This is a genomic window from Paenibacillus sp. JL3B1040 (assembly GCF_057063165.1).
Map to the genome: position 1 here is coordinate 1894758 of NZ_CM169317.1, position 17338 is coordinate 1912095.

The following is a 17338-nucleotide window of genomic DNA, read 5'->3' on the forward strand; positions in this document are numbered from 1 at the left end:
GGCTTCGAACACCTTTTAAACGCTACTTAAGAATACCGTTAAGCCGGTGGAATGTCCACTAAATAGAAGGGGTATGAATACATTGAACACATTCGCAGATTTCGGCCTAGAGCCTAAAGTTTTGCAAGCTATTACCGAACTTGGATTTGAAGAAGCGACGCCGATTCAGGCCAAATCGATCCCGATCGCTTTGACGGGGCGCGATTTGATCGGTCAAGCTCAGACCGGGACAGGGAAAACCGCAGCCTTCGGATTGCCGCTCATCAACAAAATCCCGAAAGAAGAAGATCGAATCGTCGCGCTGATTATGACGCCAACCCGGGAGTTGGCCATTCAGGTCGCCGAGGAAATCGGCAAGCTCTCCCGCTTTAAAGGCACGCGTTCTCTTCCTATCTACGGCGGACAAGACATCGTACGCCAAATTCGCGCATTGAAGAAGAAGCCCCAAATTATTATCGGTACACCGGGCCGTTTGCTTGACCACATCAACCGGAAAACGATCAAGCTTGACGATGTGCAAACCGTCGTTCTCGACGAAGCCGATGAAATGCTGGACATGGGCTTTATGGAGGATATTCAATCGATCCTGAAGCTGGTACCCGAGGAACGTCAAACGATGCTGTTCTCCGCGACGATGCCTACGAATATTCAGAAGCTGGCCCAACAGTTCCTGAAAGATCCGGAGCATGTGTCCGTGATTCCCAAGCAGGTTAGCGCACCGCTGATCGACCAAGCTTACATCGAGGTGCATGAACGTCAGAAATTCGACGCTTTGACCCGTTTGCTGGACATGGAGTCGCCGGAGCTGGCCATCGTGTTCGGCCGGACGAAACGCCGCGTCGACGAATTGTCCGAAGCCTTGCAGAAGCAAGGTTATTCCGCCGACGGCCTGCACGGAGACTTGTCGCAGAACCAGCGCGACAACGTGATGCGCAAATTCCGCGACGGCAGCATTGACGTGCTGGTCGCAACCGACGTGGCCGCACGCGGTTTGGACGTCTCCGGCGTAACCCATGTCGTGAACTTTGACCTGCCGCAGGATCCGGAAAGCTATGTACACCGGATCGGCCGTACCGGCCGCGCCGGGAAAGAAGGGGCGGCCTGGTCTTTCGTTACGCCGCGCGAAATCGATCACTTGCGCTTCATCGAACGGATTACGCGTCATAAAATTGCCCGTAAGCCGTTGCCGAGCATTGCCGAAGCAATCGAAGGCAAGCAGCGCATTATTGCCGAACGTTTGATCGAGCTGGTGGAAAACGGCGAGCTGAACGAAAATAAAGGCATCGCCATCCAACTGCTGGAGCAATACGATTCGGTAAACTTGCTGGCGGCCGCATTTAAGCTGATCACGGGCGACAAGAACGAGAAAACCAACGTTGAGTTGACGCCGGAAGAACCGATTCGCGTGAAACGCCGCAATCCGGATATCCGTTCCAGCGGCCGGAAGCCGTCGGGTTACGGCAATCGCGGCGGAGGTGGCTACCGTCGCGATTCCCAAGGCAACCGCGGCGGTTACAATAAAAGCGGCGGCGGATATAACCGCGACGGCCGCGATTCCTACCGTTCCTCCGACCGCAAGCCGCGTACCGGCTCGGGCGGCGGAGAGCGCAAGCCTTCCAAATACAATGACAATTCCTCGTACGACAACTAAGATGGGTTTGTCATAATATTCCAAAAAAAGAAGACGGAGGGATCTCCGTCTTCTTCATTTTTTATTCAGTTACAGAAGGATCGTACGGCTCACGATAACGAGCAGAATGAACAATACCAGAATCGTACCCGTAGAGGTCCAGAAACCTCCGCCATATCCTACACCGGACATGTGACAACCTCCTTTGATGATGGTGATGTTTTGAATTTACGGTATATACTATGGCACAGGGGCCCCCTTAGATTAGACGCTTACCTATGGCGGCACAAATTAGGCGCTGGAACGAGCTGAACGAATCATGTATAGTTAATATAGGCGGAATTATTGCACTATACAATGCTTGAGAGGAGATCTTTACTTGGAATACAAAGGTTTAATGGGCGGATTTTACAAAATAACCGAATGGATCATGCGGATCGCCGGCAGCAACCTGTTGTGGCTGCTGTGTTCATCGCCGTTTATGATCGTGCTTGCGATGAAGCTGCTGCTGGTGCTGCAATCGCCAACCCCTCAGCCGGAGACGTTGACGATTTGGGTTATGGGCATTTTGGCACCGTTTACACTGTTTCCGGCAACGGCCGCTTTATTCTCCGTGACCCGCAAATGGGTGATGGGGGAGAGCGATTTAAGCATTATTAAGGTTTATTTCAAAGGTTACAAAGAAAACTATAAGCAAAGCATGATCGGCGGCATCTTTTATACGCTCTTGTTCGCGATTATGTACGTGGATTATGAAGTCTACATGAACCAGATGAACAATCTGCAGATGATCGGCATGGTGATGCTGTTCTTCCTGCTGATCCTGTCCCTGTCGCTGTTTAACTTCTTTTCGCTTGTTGCGCATTACCACCTGGGCTCGATTCAACTGATTAAGAACGCCATCCTGTTTACGATCCTGCGGCCGTTCCGGACGTTGTCCACGCTGATTTGCGCGGGGGTGCTTGGAGTTTTGACCCTGCGTTTCGGTTGGCTGATTTTCTTCGGCTTCGGCAGCTTGACCGCTTTCGTCGCGTTCTACAATTTCTTTATCGCTTACAACAAGATCCAGGAGAAGGTGGAACGGATGCGCCAGTCCGATGAGGCGCAAAATGGCGGCGGTTCCGCACAGGACGACGAGGATCTGTCCCTTGACCTTCCCGCGAGCGAAGAGAAAGAAAAGGATTGATCCTAAGGCCCGGTTTGCCGTGATCTTCCTTGCCCGGCGAGTTTACAATTGCTTAACGAAGCCGTATAATAGGTTTACGTCCTGCGATGTGCGTTTCGGTTTCAGTTATTTTGAACCAATGACGGTTATCTCGGGAGACCTACATTGCGCCGCCGCTGAAAGGCCCTATCCACGGGATGAGGGGACTTCAAAATCGTCGCTGCGGTCACCCACCTGCGGGTGCAGGTTCGAGATGACGTAATCGGACGGCATAGGCGGGTCTATGATCAAGCATGTGAATGGCACCTTGTGCCCTTTTCGTTAAGCGATAAGGGACAAGGTGCTTTTTTGTTTGCGCCGAAATGCTCAGGCTCGCTTTTGTTTGTTCGCCAAGAATGTTAAACTAAGAAGTAAGAAAACGCATACCCATATCCATGGGGCCAGGACCGTGAAGGAGGAAGGACCGTTGTCATTCAAGAGAACGCTAACCGGCATTTTCCGCAGCCAGGAAGGAACCAGCGACCGCGCGAAGATGCCCGAACTCAAAACCAGGTATTATCAATTATCCAAAGAGAAATGCTGGGAGGAGGTTTCCTCCACCCTAAAGAAAATCCCCGGCTATAAGGTGCTGCATGAAGTGCCGTCCGTCGGCGAAATTACGCTGGAGAAGCGGACCAGCTTAGGACGCGTGATGGATATTACGGTATCGATCGTATCTACCGGCCCGGTACGGAGTGCGATCGACATTTATTCGGCGACGCGCGGATCGATGGGGGACCTCGGCGCGAATTACCGCAACATCCTTCATCTCTTCTCCGTGCTGGACAAGAAGCTGGCGGCTTATAAAGTGTCCTCGAACTTGTAACATCCGTTAGGCAACGCCAAAAAAGCGAGCAGGGAGAAGCTTCTCCCACTCGCTTTTCGTTTGTGCCCGGCGTTTAGGAAAGCAGCGCTTTAACGGCAGCCACCGGTTTTTCGTAATCCGGATGCTCGGTCATTTCCTTCAATACTTCCACGTATTGGATTTTGTTGTCTTTATCCAGCACAAACACGGCACGCATGTCGAGTGCGAACTCTTTGATGAGCACGCCATAGGCTTTGCCGAAGGAGTTGTCTTTGTAATCCGACAAGGTGACGACCCGGTCGACGCCGGCGGCGCCGCACCAGCGGGCTTGGGCAAAAGGAAGGTCGGCGCTGACGGTCAGCACGATCACGTCGTCGCCAAGGCCGGCGGCCTCCTGGTTGAAGCGGCGGGTTTGCGCGTCGCAGACGCCCGTATCCAGCGAGGGAACGACGCTGATCAGCTTGATTTTGCCAGCGAAATCCTGCAGGGTTGCTTCTTCGAGCAGATTTTTATTCAAGCGGAAATCGGGTGCGGTATCGCCGACTTTGAGTTCCGGACCGATCAAGGTGATCGGATTGCCTTTAAATGTTGCTGCGTTTGCGCGTTCTTGGGCCATGTGTATTTCCTCCTAAATAGATGGATTTATTCATTCAAATTTAATTATAATCGTTTTAAAAAGAAAATGTCCAACATCAGGAAAAAAACAAAGACAAAGGAAGGTTCCGATGATATTTATACGATATGAAAACTGGAAAAGCTACCTGCGGTACTATCCCGTGACTTGCCTGCTCTTGGCCGCCAATATCATTATGTTCATCGTACTTGCGGTCACCGGGGGTTCGACGAATCCGTATACGCTGCTTAAGTACGGAGCCATGACCAATATTCCGGAGTTAGCCGGCGAGAGTTGGCGGTTGTTCGCCTCCATGTTTCTTCACCGGGGGTTCGACCACCTATTTTCGAACGCATTTGCGATCCTGGTGTTCGCGCCCCCGCTGGAGCGTCTGCTGGGCTGGTGGCGGTATGGACTGCTCTATTTGGGCAGCGGCTTGGTGGGGAACCTGATTAGCATGGGACTCCATCCCGTCGGTACGGAGATTCATATCTCCGTCGGGGCGTCAGGCGCCGTCTACGGGGTTTATGGCGCATTTCTGTACATCGCCTTGCTGCAGCGTCACGTGATGGATGAAAGCTCGCGAAAAACGCTGTACAGCCTGTTGATCATCGGCGTGATCTATTCGGTATTGGTTCCCCAGATCAACCTGGCCGCGCATCTTGGCGGACTCGTTGGCGGCTTCTTTATCTATGGGCTGATCATCCGCTTATTAAAACGGCGTTGAACCAAAGGAATGTAAATGGTACATTAAATTTAGAATATTAGGCTTGACTGTGTAATGTTCGATGTTCGATGTTCGGAGCACAGGCGAAATGGAGCGATCAGATTCGTGGAATTAAGACAACTGCAATATTTTGTGAAAGTGGCGAAAAAAGAGCACGTGACTCAGGCGGCCGAGGAGCTGCACGTCGCCCAATCGGCGGTAAGCCGGCAAATTCACCAGCTCGAGCAGGAGCTTGGCGTCAATTTGTTTATGCAGAAGGGCAGGAATCTCCATCTCACCGCTGTCGGACAGCTGTTCTGCAGCCGGGTGGAGATGATTCTGAAGGATCTTGACCGGGCCGTGAGCGAAGTGCACGAATTTCTCGATCCGGAGCAGGGGGAAATCCGTTTAGGATTTCCGAACAGTTTAGGCATCCATATGATTCCCAGCGTCGTGGCGGAGTTCCGCAAGCTGTACCCCAACGTGAAGTTTCGTTTCAGACAAGGCACTTATCCTACATTAATTCGCGATGTCGTGTCCGGGGAAATCGATTTGGCCTTTATTTCCCCGTTTCCGGAAAATCATGATCAAGTGACCGGGAACGTGGTTTTGACGGAGGATTTGGTGGCGATCCTCCCGCCGGGTCATCCTTTGGCCGGTGAGCAAAGCATCAAGCTGAACCAATTGAAGGACGAGAAGTTCATTTTGTTCAGCAAAGGGTATTCGCTGCGGCCGATCGTTTGGCATGCCTGCCTGGAGGCGGGGTTTACGCCGAAAATCGCTTTCGAAGGCGAAGAGACCGATACGATTCGCGGCCTGGTTGCCGCCGGGATGGGCGTCAGCCTGCTCCCGGAGATGGCGCTGTTTCAGAGCTTCACGCTTCAGCCGATCCGCGTGCGAATCTCCGAACCGAAGGTCACGCGCACGATCGGTTTGATCCATCGCGCAGACGAGAAGCTGCCGCTGGTGGCGCAATCGTTCCGTATGTTCTTGTTGGAATACTTTGGCCTACAGGTCGATACGCCGCCGAAGCAGTGAGCGAATAAAGATGTAACCGTTTGCGTTCTAGGCGATGAACCGCAAAAAGGCTGCACGATCCCGAGCCGAGGGGCTCGGGAACCGTGCAGCCTTTTTGGCGTTCTGCCGATTATTCGCGGTTGCTCGTAAAAATCAGAATGTAGCGCAGCAGTTCCAGAATGGAGATCAAAGCGGCCGCTACATAAGTTAAAGCCGCGGCATTCAGCACTTTACCGACTCCGCGCGATTCGTTCGGCGAAATAAAGCCCTGTTCGAGCATTACCTTGCGGGCCCGGCTGCTGGCGTTAAATTCAACCGGCAGCGTGACGATCTGGAACAAGACGGCGGCCGAGAAGAAGATAATCCCGATGCCGATCAGGTTCAGCGCGCCGAAGAGAAAGCCGGCCAAGAGCAAGAAAGGGGCGATCCCGGATGCGAAATTCACCACCGGGAACATCCGATGGCGCAGTACCAGCATCGGGTATTTCTGTTTGTGCTGGATTGCGTGTCCTACCTCGTGGCAGGCAACGGCGACCGCGGAGATGGAGCTCTCGTAGTACACCGGCTCCGACAAGCGGACGACGCGGTGAATCGGATCGTAATGGTCCGTCAAAGCGCCGCGCACCGGCTCGATCGGGACATCGTAAAGGCCGTTGGCGTCGAGCATGCGTCTTGCGGCGTCATGGCCGGTTAAGCCGTAGAGGTTCGATACCTTCGACCATTTGTTGAAAGTGCCTTTGACCCGAAACTGCGCCCACAGGGAGAGCCCGAAGGCAAGCAATATAGGGATCAACATCACGTCTGAATACATGAATCATTCCTCCATTAAGATTTAATTGTCAAGGAAGCGAACAGAGGTTGATTAGAAATACAAGTTAGGAAAAAGGTCCGTGGTTCATCAACAACCGAATGGCTTCCATGCAGGCCAGGCTTTGCGGCAACAGATTCGCGAATGCGCGTTTGGCCTGATTAGGCTGCATACTGGAAATGAGCGGTTCCAGTTCCTTCACCTCGCGTTCCAGCTGTTGCATATGAAGCTCCAGCGAACTCAGCTTCTCGGTCACTTGATCCTCGTGGGTTATCCGGTTCCACTGATCCAGCTTCTCGCGGATCTCTTCCAACGTATATTTCTCCTGTTTCATTTGATTAATACGTTCCAGCCGGGTCAAGGTTTCAGCGCTGTATAAACGATAGTTCTTCTGCGTGCGCTTCACCGGAGCGATAAGCCCGAGCTTGGTGTAATAATCGATCGTCCGCTCACTGACGTCGGCAGCTTTAGCCAATTCTCCGATCCGGTACAGTTTCTTTACTCCAACTCCATCACCTCTTTCGCCTGATCCAAGTGATTCCTTCAATATCTATTTTATTTATCCTCATGATACTTAACAACAAGCATACAGTCAAACGTTATGCTTTATTTTTTCTAGTAACTATAGGACAGTCTGGTTATATATCTAACATAATATGTTATATAATATGCGAACGATCTACTTTTTTTTCAAAAAACTATTGTCATCCCCTTGTATTTCGTCTTATAATCACATTAATAATTCATTTTGTGTAAGGAAACTTAACATTAGGGGAGTGTTAAAGATGAAGAAGAAGTGGCTTTACGGTGTACTCATTTTTCTCGCATCATTTGCTTTTCCGGTCTCGGTATTCGCAGCGGAGGGAGAGGTTACGGCTCCGGTCCTGGAGTTGGGCCTGAATTCGCTTTTCGTATTCGTTGCAGCCATGTTGGTATTCTTTATGCAAGCCGGTTTCGCTTTGCTTGAAGCAGGGACGGTACGGATGAAGAACGCCGGGCACGTAGCCGGCAAAACGGTCCTCACATTGGGGATTTCCGTTCTAGCTTGGTGGCTGATCGGCTTCGGGTTCGCTTTCGGTGACGGCAACAGCTTCCTGGGGACGACCGGCTTTCTGTTTGGCGGTGAAGGCGATATCGGTTCCTTCAGCGTATTCGCCGAGATCGGCGTCCCGTTGAATCTGATGTTCCTGTTCCAAATGGCGTTTGCGGCCGTTTCGCTGGCGATCGCTTGCGGCGGGATGGCGGAACGCGCCAAACTTAGCGTCTATATCATCTTCGGCACCATCTTTATCGTTCTGATTTATCCCATCGTCGCTCACTGGGTATGGGGCGGCGGCTGGCTTGGCAACCTGGGGATGCAGGACTACGCCGGTTCGACGGTAGTTCACCTTACTGGCGCTACGGCGGCTCTCGCAGCCACTATTTTGCTTAAACCGCGTCTTGGCAAATACAATAAGGACGGGAAACCAAACAGCATTCCGGGTCATAACCAAGTGCTGACGGTACTCGGCGTCATTATCCTGTGGATCGGCTGGTTCGGTTTCAACCCGGGGAGTGCATTGACTCCTTTGGGCGACGGATTCTTCGGTTATGTCTTGATGACGACCAACCTGGCCGCAGCGGCCGGTGCCGTTGCCGCACTGCTCATTTCCTGGGCGGTTATCGGCAAATCGGACATTCCGAGTATGCTGAACGGCGTTTTGGCTGCACTTGTAGCCATCACTGGCTCTTGTGCTTTCGTTGATGCTTGGGCAGCCGTCATTATCGGTGCGGTTGCCGGTATTCTGACCTTCTTTACGGCAAGATGGTTTGAACGCGCCGGATTGGACGATCCGATCTACGCTTTCTCCGTACACGGGATTGCCGGGGTATGGGGCGCCATTTCCACCGGTTTGTTCGCAACGCCGGAGTTGGTTGAGAAAACGGGCGTGGGCGACGCAGGATTGTTTTACGGCGGTGGCTTTGGGCAATTGGGGGTACAACTGCTTGGGGTTATCGGAACCTTCGCCTTCGTCCTGGTGCTGTCGTTCCTGATTCTCGGAATTATGAAATGGACGATGGGTCTGCGCGTTACCGAGGAAGAAGAAACCATGGGTCTCGACATCAGTGAGCATGGCACCTATGGCTATCCGGAACAAATGAACCTGTTGAACAAAAATACTTCATCCGGCATTCCTGCCGAATAATTGAAGACGGAAGAAAGGAAGTAGGGGTTATGAGTCATGACACGGCCATGAACAACGCAAGCTTAAGCGCGATTCGGTCTGCCGCGACTCCCGGTCTGCTGAAGGCGGCCAGAATCGATGAGCAGAACCGCTTGTACGGCAAGCTGTCGTCGATGCCGATTCAGGCGTGGAACCGGGAAGTCTCGGACCTCCATGATGCCGTCATGACCCAAGCTTGCCGATGCTGCGAAGAAGATTTAATCCGGGAGGGCTTCGGCCCTCCTCCTTCGCATTATGCCTTTATTGCTTTTGGGAGCGCAGGCCGGGCGGAACCGACGTTATGGAGCGACCAGGACAACGGATTGATCTACGGAGAAGGCGATCCGGAGCGGTTGGAGGCCTACTTTGAGCGCTTTAGCCGCAAGCTGTCGGAGATTCTCGAACGGGTCGGTTACCCCCCTTGTCCTGGCAATGTAATGTTGTCCAATCCGCTTTGGCGCGGGAATCTCGCTTCATGGGAGAGGCAATTGCTGGAATGGCGGGATATATTGGCCTGGGAACAGGTCCGGTATTTAATGATTGCCGCCGATATGCGCCATATCTGCGGCGATGCGAAGCTGTCGGCCGAATTGCGCAACTCCATGAAGAAGATCATGGAGGCGAATCAAGGCAGCGATCGCGACGTCGTGACGGCGATCCTGCGAAATACCGTCCGTCATAAAGCGGCGCTGAATATTCTGGGCCAGGTGATCACGGAACAAAGCGGCGAACATGCCGGAGATTTTGACGTCAAGTACGGGCTGTACATTCCGATCGTCAATGCCGTGCGTTATTTGGCTTTGCAATACGGGGTGGAATCCTCGTCCACCTGGGAACGGATTGCCCAATTGGTTCAGCTTGAGGCGGTTCCCAGCCGCTGGTTGGAATCCTGCAGTCGGGCGTTCGAGACGGCGGTGAAGCTCAGATCCCTTGTCCCGCCGGAAACCGAAAACGGGCTGTTGACGGGGACCCACTATCTGCCCCAAGAGATGTTAAAACAGAAAGAGCTCCGGCGCGAGCTGCGGGAATCTCTCGGCACGGTCAAGGTGATGTACCGCACACTTCAAAGGCTGCACCGGTATGCGGAAAGGAAATGGCTATGAAAGAACCGATGAAGGGAAACGGTGGTTTTTGGGATGCTTTCAAGGGCGGCGGAGTGTCGCCAAGGATCGCCTCGATGCTTGGCGCGCCAAGCGCACAGCAGATCGCATTCGTTCGTTCTTTGACCAAAGGGCAGCGTCGTCCGGAGACGCTTCATGTTCCGCTGACTGAATTGAAAACGGCGGTCTTCGACCTGGAGACAACAGGATTTCATTACCATTATGGTGATGAAATTTTGTCCTTTGGAGCCGTCAAGGTGGAGGGGGATCGGATCAGCGAAGAAGTGTATTATTCGCTCGCCAAACCGGCTTGCCAAATTCCCGAAGGGATCATCGAATTAACCGGGATTACGTCGGAGATGGTCCAGTCCGCCCCTACGCTGCTGGAGGCACTGCGCGAATTCATGGCTTTCGTCGATGACCGGGTGCTCGTCGCACACGGCAGCGCACACGATAAAGCCTTTCTGGACGTGGCGTTATGGAAAACAACCAAGGCCCATCTCGGGCACCGGGTGTTGGATACGATGATGATCGCCCGCAAATTGGAACCGGACCGCCGCATTTCGGGCGGGCTGGACGAATGGTTGGCGGTATATGGCATTCCGGTCACCCGGCGCCATCACGCGCTGGAGGACTCCAAGATGACCGCTCGTCTGTGGACGGCGTTAATTGATCGGTTGAAGGAGCAGGACGTTTTGACTTTGGGCGATCTGTACACCTTTTTGAGCAAAACGTAACTTTCGCCGCAATCGCAGTTTGAACTTATTCTCCGTCCTGTTCTTCCCGAAGCTTTACGGGGAGGAGGGAGTAATTCCCGCCATCGGATTGAATGCCATACGCTTGAATACTGAAGCCGCCCGGTCTGCCGGGCGGCTTATCGTTTGTCGGACTCGGCCGGCCGCCTATCAAGTAGAGGCGAATTTGGGCGGCGAAGTTCGGCAACTGCCGCAGATCCTCCGGCGAAGGCAGCGGCGGCGAGCCGGGGTGGGTATGGTAAAGGCCGATCAACTGCCGATCGAAGCAGCTTCGGACCCAGACGGCGGGGTCCAATTCGAAGGCATGCAGCGGTGCCTCGGAAAGATTGGTCACGGAAAGATAACGCTCGATGATTCCGGTGCGGCCGTCGAACGTTCCGAATAGCAGGCCGCACGCTTCATGCGGATGACGTTGAAATCCGTCCCGCAGCAACTCGTCCCGAATGGCCGGAGGCAATATCCAAACCTGATCCATATGGCCAGCTCCCGTCATTGAATTGAGATTCATGGCAGACCTTTTTCTCGATCCATTGTAACAAATCGTTAAAAAAGGGTACAATATTTACGGTAAACGTAATCTTAAAACCATTTGCAGACCTACAAAGGATGGACACGGGATGAAACGAAATCGATGGATAATCGCTGCGCTGTTGCTGCTGCTGGCTGTCGCCTTGCTGGATCGGGGCGGGCAGGAAGGCTGGTTTGCGGACGTCTTCGCGGGCTCTAAAGGGAAGGGCAACGAACCTTCCATCAGCGCGCTGGCGGCGCAGGGAGCGCCCAAACCCGGAACGGCAGCACCGGCTTTTTCGTTGCCGGGCCTGGACGGGAAGACGTATGAAGTCGGCGGCAAGCGGGACAAAGTGCTGCTGCTGAACTTTTGGGCTTCTTGGTGCGATCCTTGCAAGGATGAAGCGCCCGAGCTTAAGGCGCTTGCTGAGAAATACAAGGATTCGCTGGATATTTATGCCGTTAACGTAACGTTATACGACAAGCTGGATGAGGCTAAGGCGTTCGTCAAAAAATACGGCTATACCTTTCCCGTGCTATTGGATGAGAAAGAGGAGGTTTACCGTAAATTTAATGGCATTGCTTTCCCGACCAACGTGCTGATCGACGAACAAGGCGTTATACGGGACGTGATTGTTGGAGTCATTCCGCCGGAGGAACTCGAAGCCAAAATCAAAGGCTTGATTTAACGCGAACAAAGGCCCGAATCACCACGTCACACGGTGATTCGGGCCTGCTTGCTTACGGCGGTTATTTAATATTAATGGTTGACCAATCCCCAACCGGCGGAAGGAATTTCTTCGTAATCTTCGCGTTTCGTTTGCCCCAGCAAGGCGTAACGGATACTGTCGACGAGCGCTTCCCAGCTCGCTTCGATCACGTTGCTAGAGACGCCGACAGTGTTCCAGGAATTATGGAAATCCTGGGACTCGATCAGTACGCGAACCTTCGATGCGGTGGCGTCTTTGTCGTCCAGCACGCGCACTTTGTAGTCGGACAGATGCATTTCCTTCAAGCCCGGGTAATAGGTGATCAGCGCTTTGCGGAGCGCATTGTCGAGCGCGTTAACCGGACCGTTGCCCTCCGCTGCGGTATAGATGCTGGCCCCGTCAATCCTCAGCTTGACGAAAGCTTCGGATACGACCGGCCGGTCGGCGGTTTTCTCCACCAGCATTTTAAACGATTCGAACACGAACAGTTCTTTCAGATCGCCATTCGCCTGGCGCAGCAGCAGCTCAAGCGACGCGTCCGCGCCTTCGAATTGATATCCCTGATGCTCCAGCTCTTTGATTTTGGCGATGACCTGCTTGGTGTTTTCGTTTTCGGGATCGAAGTCGATACCCATCTCCTGCGCTTTGGACAAAATATTGCTTTGTCCCGCCAATTCGGACACGAGCACGCGCTGGCGGTTGCCGACCAGCTCGGGAGCGATATGCTCGTACGTCCGCGAATCGCGAAGGATCGCGGAGACATGAATGCCGCCTTTGTGGGCGAACGCCGCGTTCCCTACGTACGGCTGGTTGACCGGCATATGCACATTGGCGATTTCGCTGATGTAGCGGGCGGTATTCGTCAACTGCTTTAACCGATCGGCTTCAAGCACGTCGTAACCCAGCTTCAACTGCAGATTCGGGATGATCGAGCAGAGGTTGGCATTGCCGCAGCGCTCGCCGTATCCGTTCATCGTGCCCTGGATTTGCGTAGCTCCGGCGCGGACGGCGCTAATCGAGTTGGCGACCGCCAGCTCGCAGTCGTTATGGGTATGGATGCCCAGCTGAGCGCCGGGGATCGCTCCCAACAATGCACTGACGATATCGTAGACCTCATGCGGCATCGTGCCGCCGTTCGTGTCGCACATCACCAGCCAGTCGGCACCGGCTTCCTGCGCTTTGCGCATGACGGAAAAAGCGTATTCGGGGTTGTTTTTGTACCCGTCAAAAAAATGCTCGGCGTCAAATACGACCTCAAGCCCCTGGCGCTTCAGATAAGCGATCGAATCGAAAATCATCGCGAGGTTTTCCTCCAGGGTCGTTTGCAGGGCGGTATGCACGTGGAAATCCCAAGATTTCCCGACCAGGGTCGCCGCCTGGACGCCAGCTTCCACCATCCGGTTTAGATTGGCGTCATGTTCGGCCAAGCTGTCTTTCCGGCGCGTGCTGCCAAAAGCGGTAATCTTGGCCTGCAGGTGCAGTTCCTTGACCCGCTTGAAAAACTCGATGTCTTTCCCGTTGCTGCCCGGAATTCCACCTTCAATGTAATGGACTCCGAGCAGGTCCAGCTTTTTGGCGATCTTCAGCTTGTCGTCCGCCGAAAGGCTGATGCCCTCGCCCTGTGTACCGTCGCGCAAGGTTGTGTCGAAGATGGATATAGGCTTTGACATGATCGAAGTATCCCCCTTTAGCAATGGATGAGGGTGGTTAGCTCTCACTGCATGTTTGGTTTTTAATTAATAATTATAACACCTACATTTTAAATATAACACGCTTTTTTGCGAAAGGGGACGGGCTCATATTGACCGGCTCTGCGGGGAAAGGTATGCTGAACTTAAGAGTAACGTATGATAAACGAGGGGAAGAAAGTGAAAGATACCGCCGATTTTTACCCTGTACGGGGAAGGGTCGTTTTGCACGTCGACATGAACGCTTTTTATTGCTCGGTTCATGAGGCGGAAGAACCCGGCAAATACCTGAACCGCCCCACTGCGGTAGCCGGAAGTGTGGAGATGCGCAAAGGCGTGATCGTCACCTGCTCGTATACCGCGCGCAAAATGGGGGTTTCAACCGGGATGACCGTCAGCCAGGGGCTGAAGAAATGTCCCGAGCTCATCGTCATCCAGCCGGACTTCCACCTGTACCGCAAGTATTCCAGGGCGTTCATGGACATCGCGTATGAATACACGCCGCTCCTCCAGGCTGTTTCGATTGACGAATGTTATCTGGATATCACCGGTTCCAAGCAATTCGGAACCCCGCTCGAGATCGCGAACGAAATCCAGCGGCGGATTCGTCACGAACTGGGCCTCCCCTGCTCAATCGGGATCGCCCCGAACAAGCTGCTCGCCAAGATGGCTTCGGACATGAAGAAGCCCAACGGCATTACCGTCTTGCGCATACGCGACGTGCCTAAGCTGCTTTGGGATAAACCGTGCAGCGATCTGTTCGGCATCGGAAGGAAGACGGCCGATAAGCTGAAGACAATGCGGATTTATACGATCGGGCAGCTTGCGGCCGCGGATGAACGAAAGCTGATCGAACGCTTTGGGGTGGCCGGTTCCTGGATGAAGCGGGCAGCGAACGGGATCGACGAATCGCCGGTTAGCGATGAACGCGAAAAAAACAAGTCCATCGGCCATACAACAACGCTTCCGCGCGACATTAGCCGGATGGAGGATGTGCAGCGGGTGCTGTTGAACATCGCCGACCAGGTAGCGCGGCGGCTGCGGCGGCAAAACCTTATGGCGCAAACGATCCAGATTACGATCCGCACCCCGGACATGAAGACGATCACCCGCTCGCAGAGCCTGGATACGGTGACCGAGCAGGCGGAGGAAATCTACCGTGAAGCCCGCGAGTTGTACCGCCGCCATTGGAGCGAAGACAAGCCGGTTCGTCTGCTTGGGATTACGCTGCAAAATTTGGTTCCCAAAGAAGAGTCCGCGCTGCAGTTGGATTTGTTCGAATACGAACGCCAGCCCAAAAAAGAGTCGCTGACGCGCACGATGGACATGCTAAGAGACAAGTTCGGCGAAGACGCAGTACTGACGGCCGGCATGCTGACCGACGATCCGTCGGCTTTGATCCGCAATCATCGGATTCGCGGGACATCGCTGCAGACGGACTTCCTTCGCGAGAACCGGGACGATGCGGAAGGCCCCTGATCAGTCATGGATTGATCACGTTTTGGAATTGGAATAATACGGAAAACGCATTGAAATTGTAAACTATTTATATTATATTGGTCATGGTGATATAAAAAACACCGGACTCGTACCGTTTATTCAGGAGGCAGATAAGATGGCGAAATATACTTGGGTTGAGAAAGACACTTGCATCGCTTGTGGCGCTTGCGGCGCGACGGCACCGGATATCTACGATTATGACGATGAGGGTTTGGCCGAAGTCATTTACGGCGAAGACGGCAATCGCGGGGTTACGGAGATTCCGGAAGATTTGTACGACGATCTCCAGGACGCTTGCGACGGCTGCCCGACGGACTCCATCAAAATTGCGGATGAGCCGTTCAATAAAGAAGGCTAAAAGAAGGCTAAACTTTAGAATAACTGGAACAAGGAGCGCCCAACGCTGTATTGCGGGGTGCTCTTTTTTTGCCCAAGCTGCATGCCTCGCCCTCCGCTGCCCCGCTCCGTTGTCCCAGTCCGCTGTTCTCGGTCTGCTGTGTCTCGTTCCGCTGCCCCGTTCCGCTGGCCCGTTCCCCTGCCCCTTGTCTCGTCCCCTCTCTTTACGCGATTATCCCGTTTGATCAGGTTCTTGTTGGCAGTGGATAAAACGACAAGCTGGAGGATCCTTATTTAAGGAACTTTATAACTTTATTAAGGAACTTAATTTTAATGAAGAAGATCATACTTGGTGTGAAGAGGGAAGGTCTTTATGGGAAGAGAGAGTGTATGTCTTGCGAGAAGGAGAGCGTCTTTTATGGTAGATAGAAAAGTACGGGTAAGTAGATCGAAAGTTTCGAGTTAGTAGATAGAAATGTTTGAGTAAGATGAAAGGGGGAGTTAAAGAAGCGAGTTTTGGGTTTTGGAGATGCGAAACAGACCCGCGGGTAGGATAAGGTTAAAGTACGGTGCGGTGGAACGAGGAAACTGTAATCAGCCCCCTTCCGTTTGTTGCAATGCCGTACAGTTAATGTTCGCCGCGCGATTAAATTAAACGAAACGAAATGAATGGATCAAGCAAACTTCGTTCAAGCACCGTGATCAGGCCGCAGCCGCAAGGGGGAGATTCGCTTGGTGTGCGACCAGTTGACGGTAAGGGATCGCCGGTGTCGCCGCACACATGCGCAGCAATTTCCGGCGCATCGTCTCTTGCGCTCCAGACAGGCGCAGACGCCGACGCACGGTGTACTCGTTCAGGTACGCCTGCAAATGCTTTGCTCCCAAGGATACATAGGTACTCGTCAGCGATTTCCATGCCTCACGCACCACTTTCCGCAAGGGCAAATACAGCCGATAGGCCAGAGGAAACGACTGTACCGCAGATGTACGAACCTCCACATGTTCGGTGATGAACGAAGCGAGTTCGCGACGGTTAGCCCTTTGTCCTTCTCCTCTCTTCTGCGGCAACAGGTGGATCTTGACGTGCTCGGGCTCGCCCGATTCCGTCACGGTGCACCCCGCTACGACCGCCGTGGCATACGGATGCGGAAACTGATATCGGTGCGGATTGCATCCATACAGATCGCTGTTTACCTTCACGTCCCCTTTGAGCAGTTCCCGGGCATCGAACTCTCCGATGGCATGGCGTATTTTCTGAAGCATCAGCCAGGCGGTCTTGTAGGTGACCCGGATCACCTGGCACAGCCGCATCGCCGAGATGCCGTCGGGCAGCAGGAACAACTCCAGAGCCTGAAACCACTTCAACAAGGGCAGATGGGTTCCTTCAAATATTGTGCCGACCAAAGCCGACGTTTGATGCGCGCACTTTGCGCATTCGAACAAGGGAATGCGACGGGAGGTCAGACGGCTGCACCCAGTATGAGCGCAGCGCGGGCAGACAAAACCGTTTGGCCACTTCATCGCGATCAGCGCCTCCATGCAATCCTCCTCGCTATGAAAACGACTGCTGATTGATTGCAGCACCGTTTCGGCATTGACTTCCATGTCCGATTCCTCCTTCAAAAGAACAAAAGTGGCATACATGGGTTCCCTTTAATTGGATTATACCAAACACGCGTTCCCTTTTCAAGCTTGAATTTTGCCTGAGCCCTATCATTTTTTTCTCAATAGTTTCCTGATCGAAGGGGATAATCA

18 protein-coding genes and 1 other RNA gene are annotated in these 17338 nt (G+C 53.3%); 12 read left to right on the forward strand and 7 right to left on the reverse strand.

What is annotated here, in order from left to right; all coding sequences use genetic code 11:
- Positions 1–82 precede the first annotated feature (82 nt).
- Positions 83–1651, forward strand: coding sequence for a degradosome RNA helicase CshA (gene cshA / locus ACZF99_RS08445; protein ID WP_483610784.1), 1569 nt, complete (start codon positions 83–85; stop codon positions 1649–1651).
- A 69-nt stretch (positions 1652–1720) separates the two neighbouring features.
- On the opposite strand, the gene ACZF99_RS08450 is transcribed toward cshA, so the two are convergent.
- Positions 1721–1822, reverse strand: coding sequence for a sporulation protein YjcZ (locus ACZF99_RS08450; RefSeq protein WP_082691542.1), 102 nt, complete (start codon positions 1820–1822; stop codon positions 1721–1723).
- A 187-nt stretch (positions 1823–2009) separates the two neighbouring features.
- Here ACZF99_RS08450 and ACZF99_RS08455 point away from each other — a divergent pair, with 187 nt between their 5' ends.
- The 3 genes from ACZF99_RS08455 (at position 2010) to ACZF99_RS08465 (ending at position 3660) form a co-directional block, all read left to right on the forward strand.
- Positions 2010–2816, forward strand: a complete 807-nt coding sequence (locus ACZF99_RS08455) for a YesL family protein (protein ID WP_483610786.1) — start codon at positions 2010–2012, stop codon at positions 2814–2816.
- A 75-nt stretch (positions 2817–2891) separates the two neighbouring features.
- Positions 2892–3081, forward strand: a non-coding RNA gene (gene ssrS, locus ACZF99_RS08460) — 6S RNA.
- A gap of 180 nt (positions 3082–3261) precedes the next feature.
- Positions 3262–3660, forward strand: coding sequence for a DUF1499 domain-containing protein (locus tag ACZF99_RS08465; RefSeq protein WP_483610788.1), 399 nt, complete (start codon positions 3262–3264; stop codon positions 3658–3660).
- Between the two features lie 73 nt (positions 3661–3733).
- On the opposite strand, the gene tpx is transcribed toward ACZF99_RS08465, so the two are convergent.
- Positions 3734–4255, reverse strand: coding sequence for a thiol peroxidase (tpx, locus tag ACZF99_RS08470; protein WP_483610790.1), 522 nt, complete (start codon positions 4253–4255; stop codon positions 3734–3736).
- A gap of 109 nt (positions 4256–4364) precedes the next feature.
- Here tpx and ACZF99_RS08475 point away from each other — a divergent pair, with 109 nt between their 5' ends.
- Positions 4365–4979 (forward strand): rhomboid family intramembrane serine protease, encoded by a 615-nt coding sequence (locus ACZF99_RS08475; RefSeq protein WP_483610792.1) that lies wholly within the window; start codon positions 4365–4367, stop codon positions 4977–4979.
- Positions 4980–5084: 105 nt separating this feature from the next.
- Positions 5085–5996, forward strand: a complete 912-nt coding sequence (gltC, locus tag ACZF99_RS08480; RefSeq protein ID WP_483610794.1) for a glutamate biosynthesis transcriptional regulator GltC — start codon at positions 5085–5087, stop codon at positions 5994–5996.
- A 109-nt stretch (positions 5997–6105) separates the two neighbouring features.
- Here the strand turns inward: gltC and ACZF99_RS08485 are convergent, their stop codons facing one another.
- Positions 6106–6786, reverse strand: a complete 681-nt coding sequence (locus ACZF99_RS08485; protein WP_483610796.1) for a zinc metallopeptidase — start codon at positions 6784–6786, stop codon at positions 6106–6108.
- 64 nt (positions 6787–6850) lie between these two features.
- Positions 6851–7258, reverse strand: coding sequence for a helix-turn-helix domain-containing protein (locus ACZF99_RS08490; RefSeq protein ID WP_483610798.1), 408 nt, complete (start codon positions 7256–7258; stop codon positions 6851–6853).
- A 310-nt stretch (positions 7259–7568) separates the two neighbouring features.
- Here ACZF99_RS08490 and ACZF99_RS08495 point away from each other — a divergent pair, with 310 nt between their 5' ends.
- Genes ACZF99_RS08495 through ACZF99_RS08505 form a run of 3 tightly spaced genes read left to right on the forward strand, consistent with a single transcriptional unit; the run spans position 7569 to position 10824 of the window.
- Positions 7569–8969 carry an ammonium transporter gene (locus ACZF99_RS08495; protein WP_483610800.1) on the forward strand — a complete coding sequence of 467 codons (1401 nt, stop codon included), beginning with the start codon at positions 7569–7571 and terminating at the stop codon, positions 8967–8969.
- Between the two features lie 29 nt (positions 8970–8998).
- A complete protein-coding gene (locus ACZF99_RS08500; RefSeq protein ID WP_483610802.1) occupies positions 8999–10090 on the forward strand; it encodes a DUF294 nucleotidyltransferase-like domain-containing protein in 1092 nt (363 codons plus the stop codon).
- Positions 10087–10824: an exonuclease domain-containing protein gene (locus ACZF99_RS08505; RefSeq protein ID WP_483612611.1), complete on the forward strand. Its 738-nt coding sequence runs from the start codon at positions 10087–10089 to the stop codon at positions 10822–10824. Before ACZF99_RS08500 ends, ACZF99_RS08505 begins: the two co-directional genes overlap by 4 nt.
- Positions 10825–10849: 25 nt before the next feature.
- On the opposite strand, the gene ACZF99_RS08510 is transcribed toward ACZF99_RS08505, so the two are convergent.
- The gene (locus ACZF99_RS08510) at positions 10850–11317 is read right to left on the reverse strand and encodes a M67 family metallopeptidase (protein WP_483610804.1); all 468 of its coding nucleotides are present in this window, start codon (positions 11315–11317) and stop codon (positions 10850–10852) included.
- A 142-nt stretch (positions 11318–11459) separates the two neighbouring features.
- Here ACZF99_RS08510 and ACZF99_RS08515 point away from each other — a divergent pair, with 142 nt between their 5' ends.
- On the forward strand, positions 11460–12038 hold the full coding sequence (locus ACZF99_RS08515; protein ID WP_483610806.1) for a TlpA family protein disulfide reductase: 579 nt from the start codon (positions 11460–11462) through the stop codon (positions 12036–12038).
- 71 nt (positions 12039–12109) lie between these two features.
- On the opposite strand, the gene cimA is transcribed toward ACZF99_RS08515, so the two are convergent.
- Positions 12110–13729 (reverse strand): citramalate synthase, encoded by a 1620-nt coding sequence (gene cimA, locus ACZF99_RS08520; protein WP_483610808.1) that lies wholly within the window; start codon positions 13727–13729, stop codon positions 12110–12112.
- Between the two features lie 177 nt (positions 13730–13906).
- Here cimA and ACZF99_RS08525 point away from each other — a divergent pair, with 177 nt between their 5' ends.
- Together ACZF99_RS08525 and ACZF99_RS08530 are read left to right on the forward strand one after the other, a co-directional pair.
- Complete coding sequence (locus ACZF99_RS08525) at positions 13907–15226, forward strand: DNA polymerase IV (protein WP_483610810.1); 1320 nt, start codon at positions 13907–13909, stop codon at positions 15224–15226.
- A gap of 136 nt (positions 15227–15362) precedes the next feature.
- Positions 15363–15605: a ferredoxin gene (locus ACZF99_RS08530; RefSeq protein ID WP_068786375.1), complete on the forward strand. Its 243-nt coding sequence runs from the start codon at positions 15363–15365 to the stop codon at positions 15603–15605.
- Between the two features lie 680 nt (positions 15606–16285).
- On the opposite strand, the gene ACZF99_RS08535 is transcribed toward ACZF99_RS08530, so the two are convergent.
- A complete protein-coding gene (locus tag ACZF99_RS08535) occupies positions 16286–17188 on the reverse strand; it encodes a transposase (RefSeq protein ID WP_483610812.1) in 903 nt (300 codons plus the stop codon).
- Positions 17189–17338 lie beyond the last annotated feature (150 nt).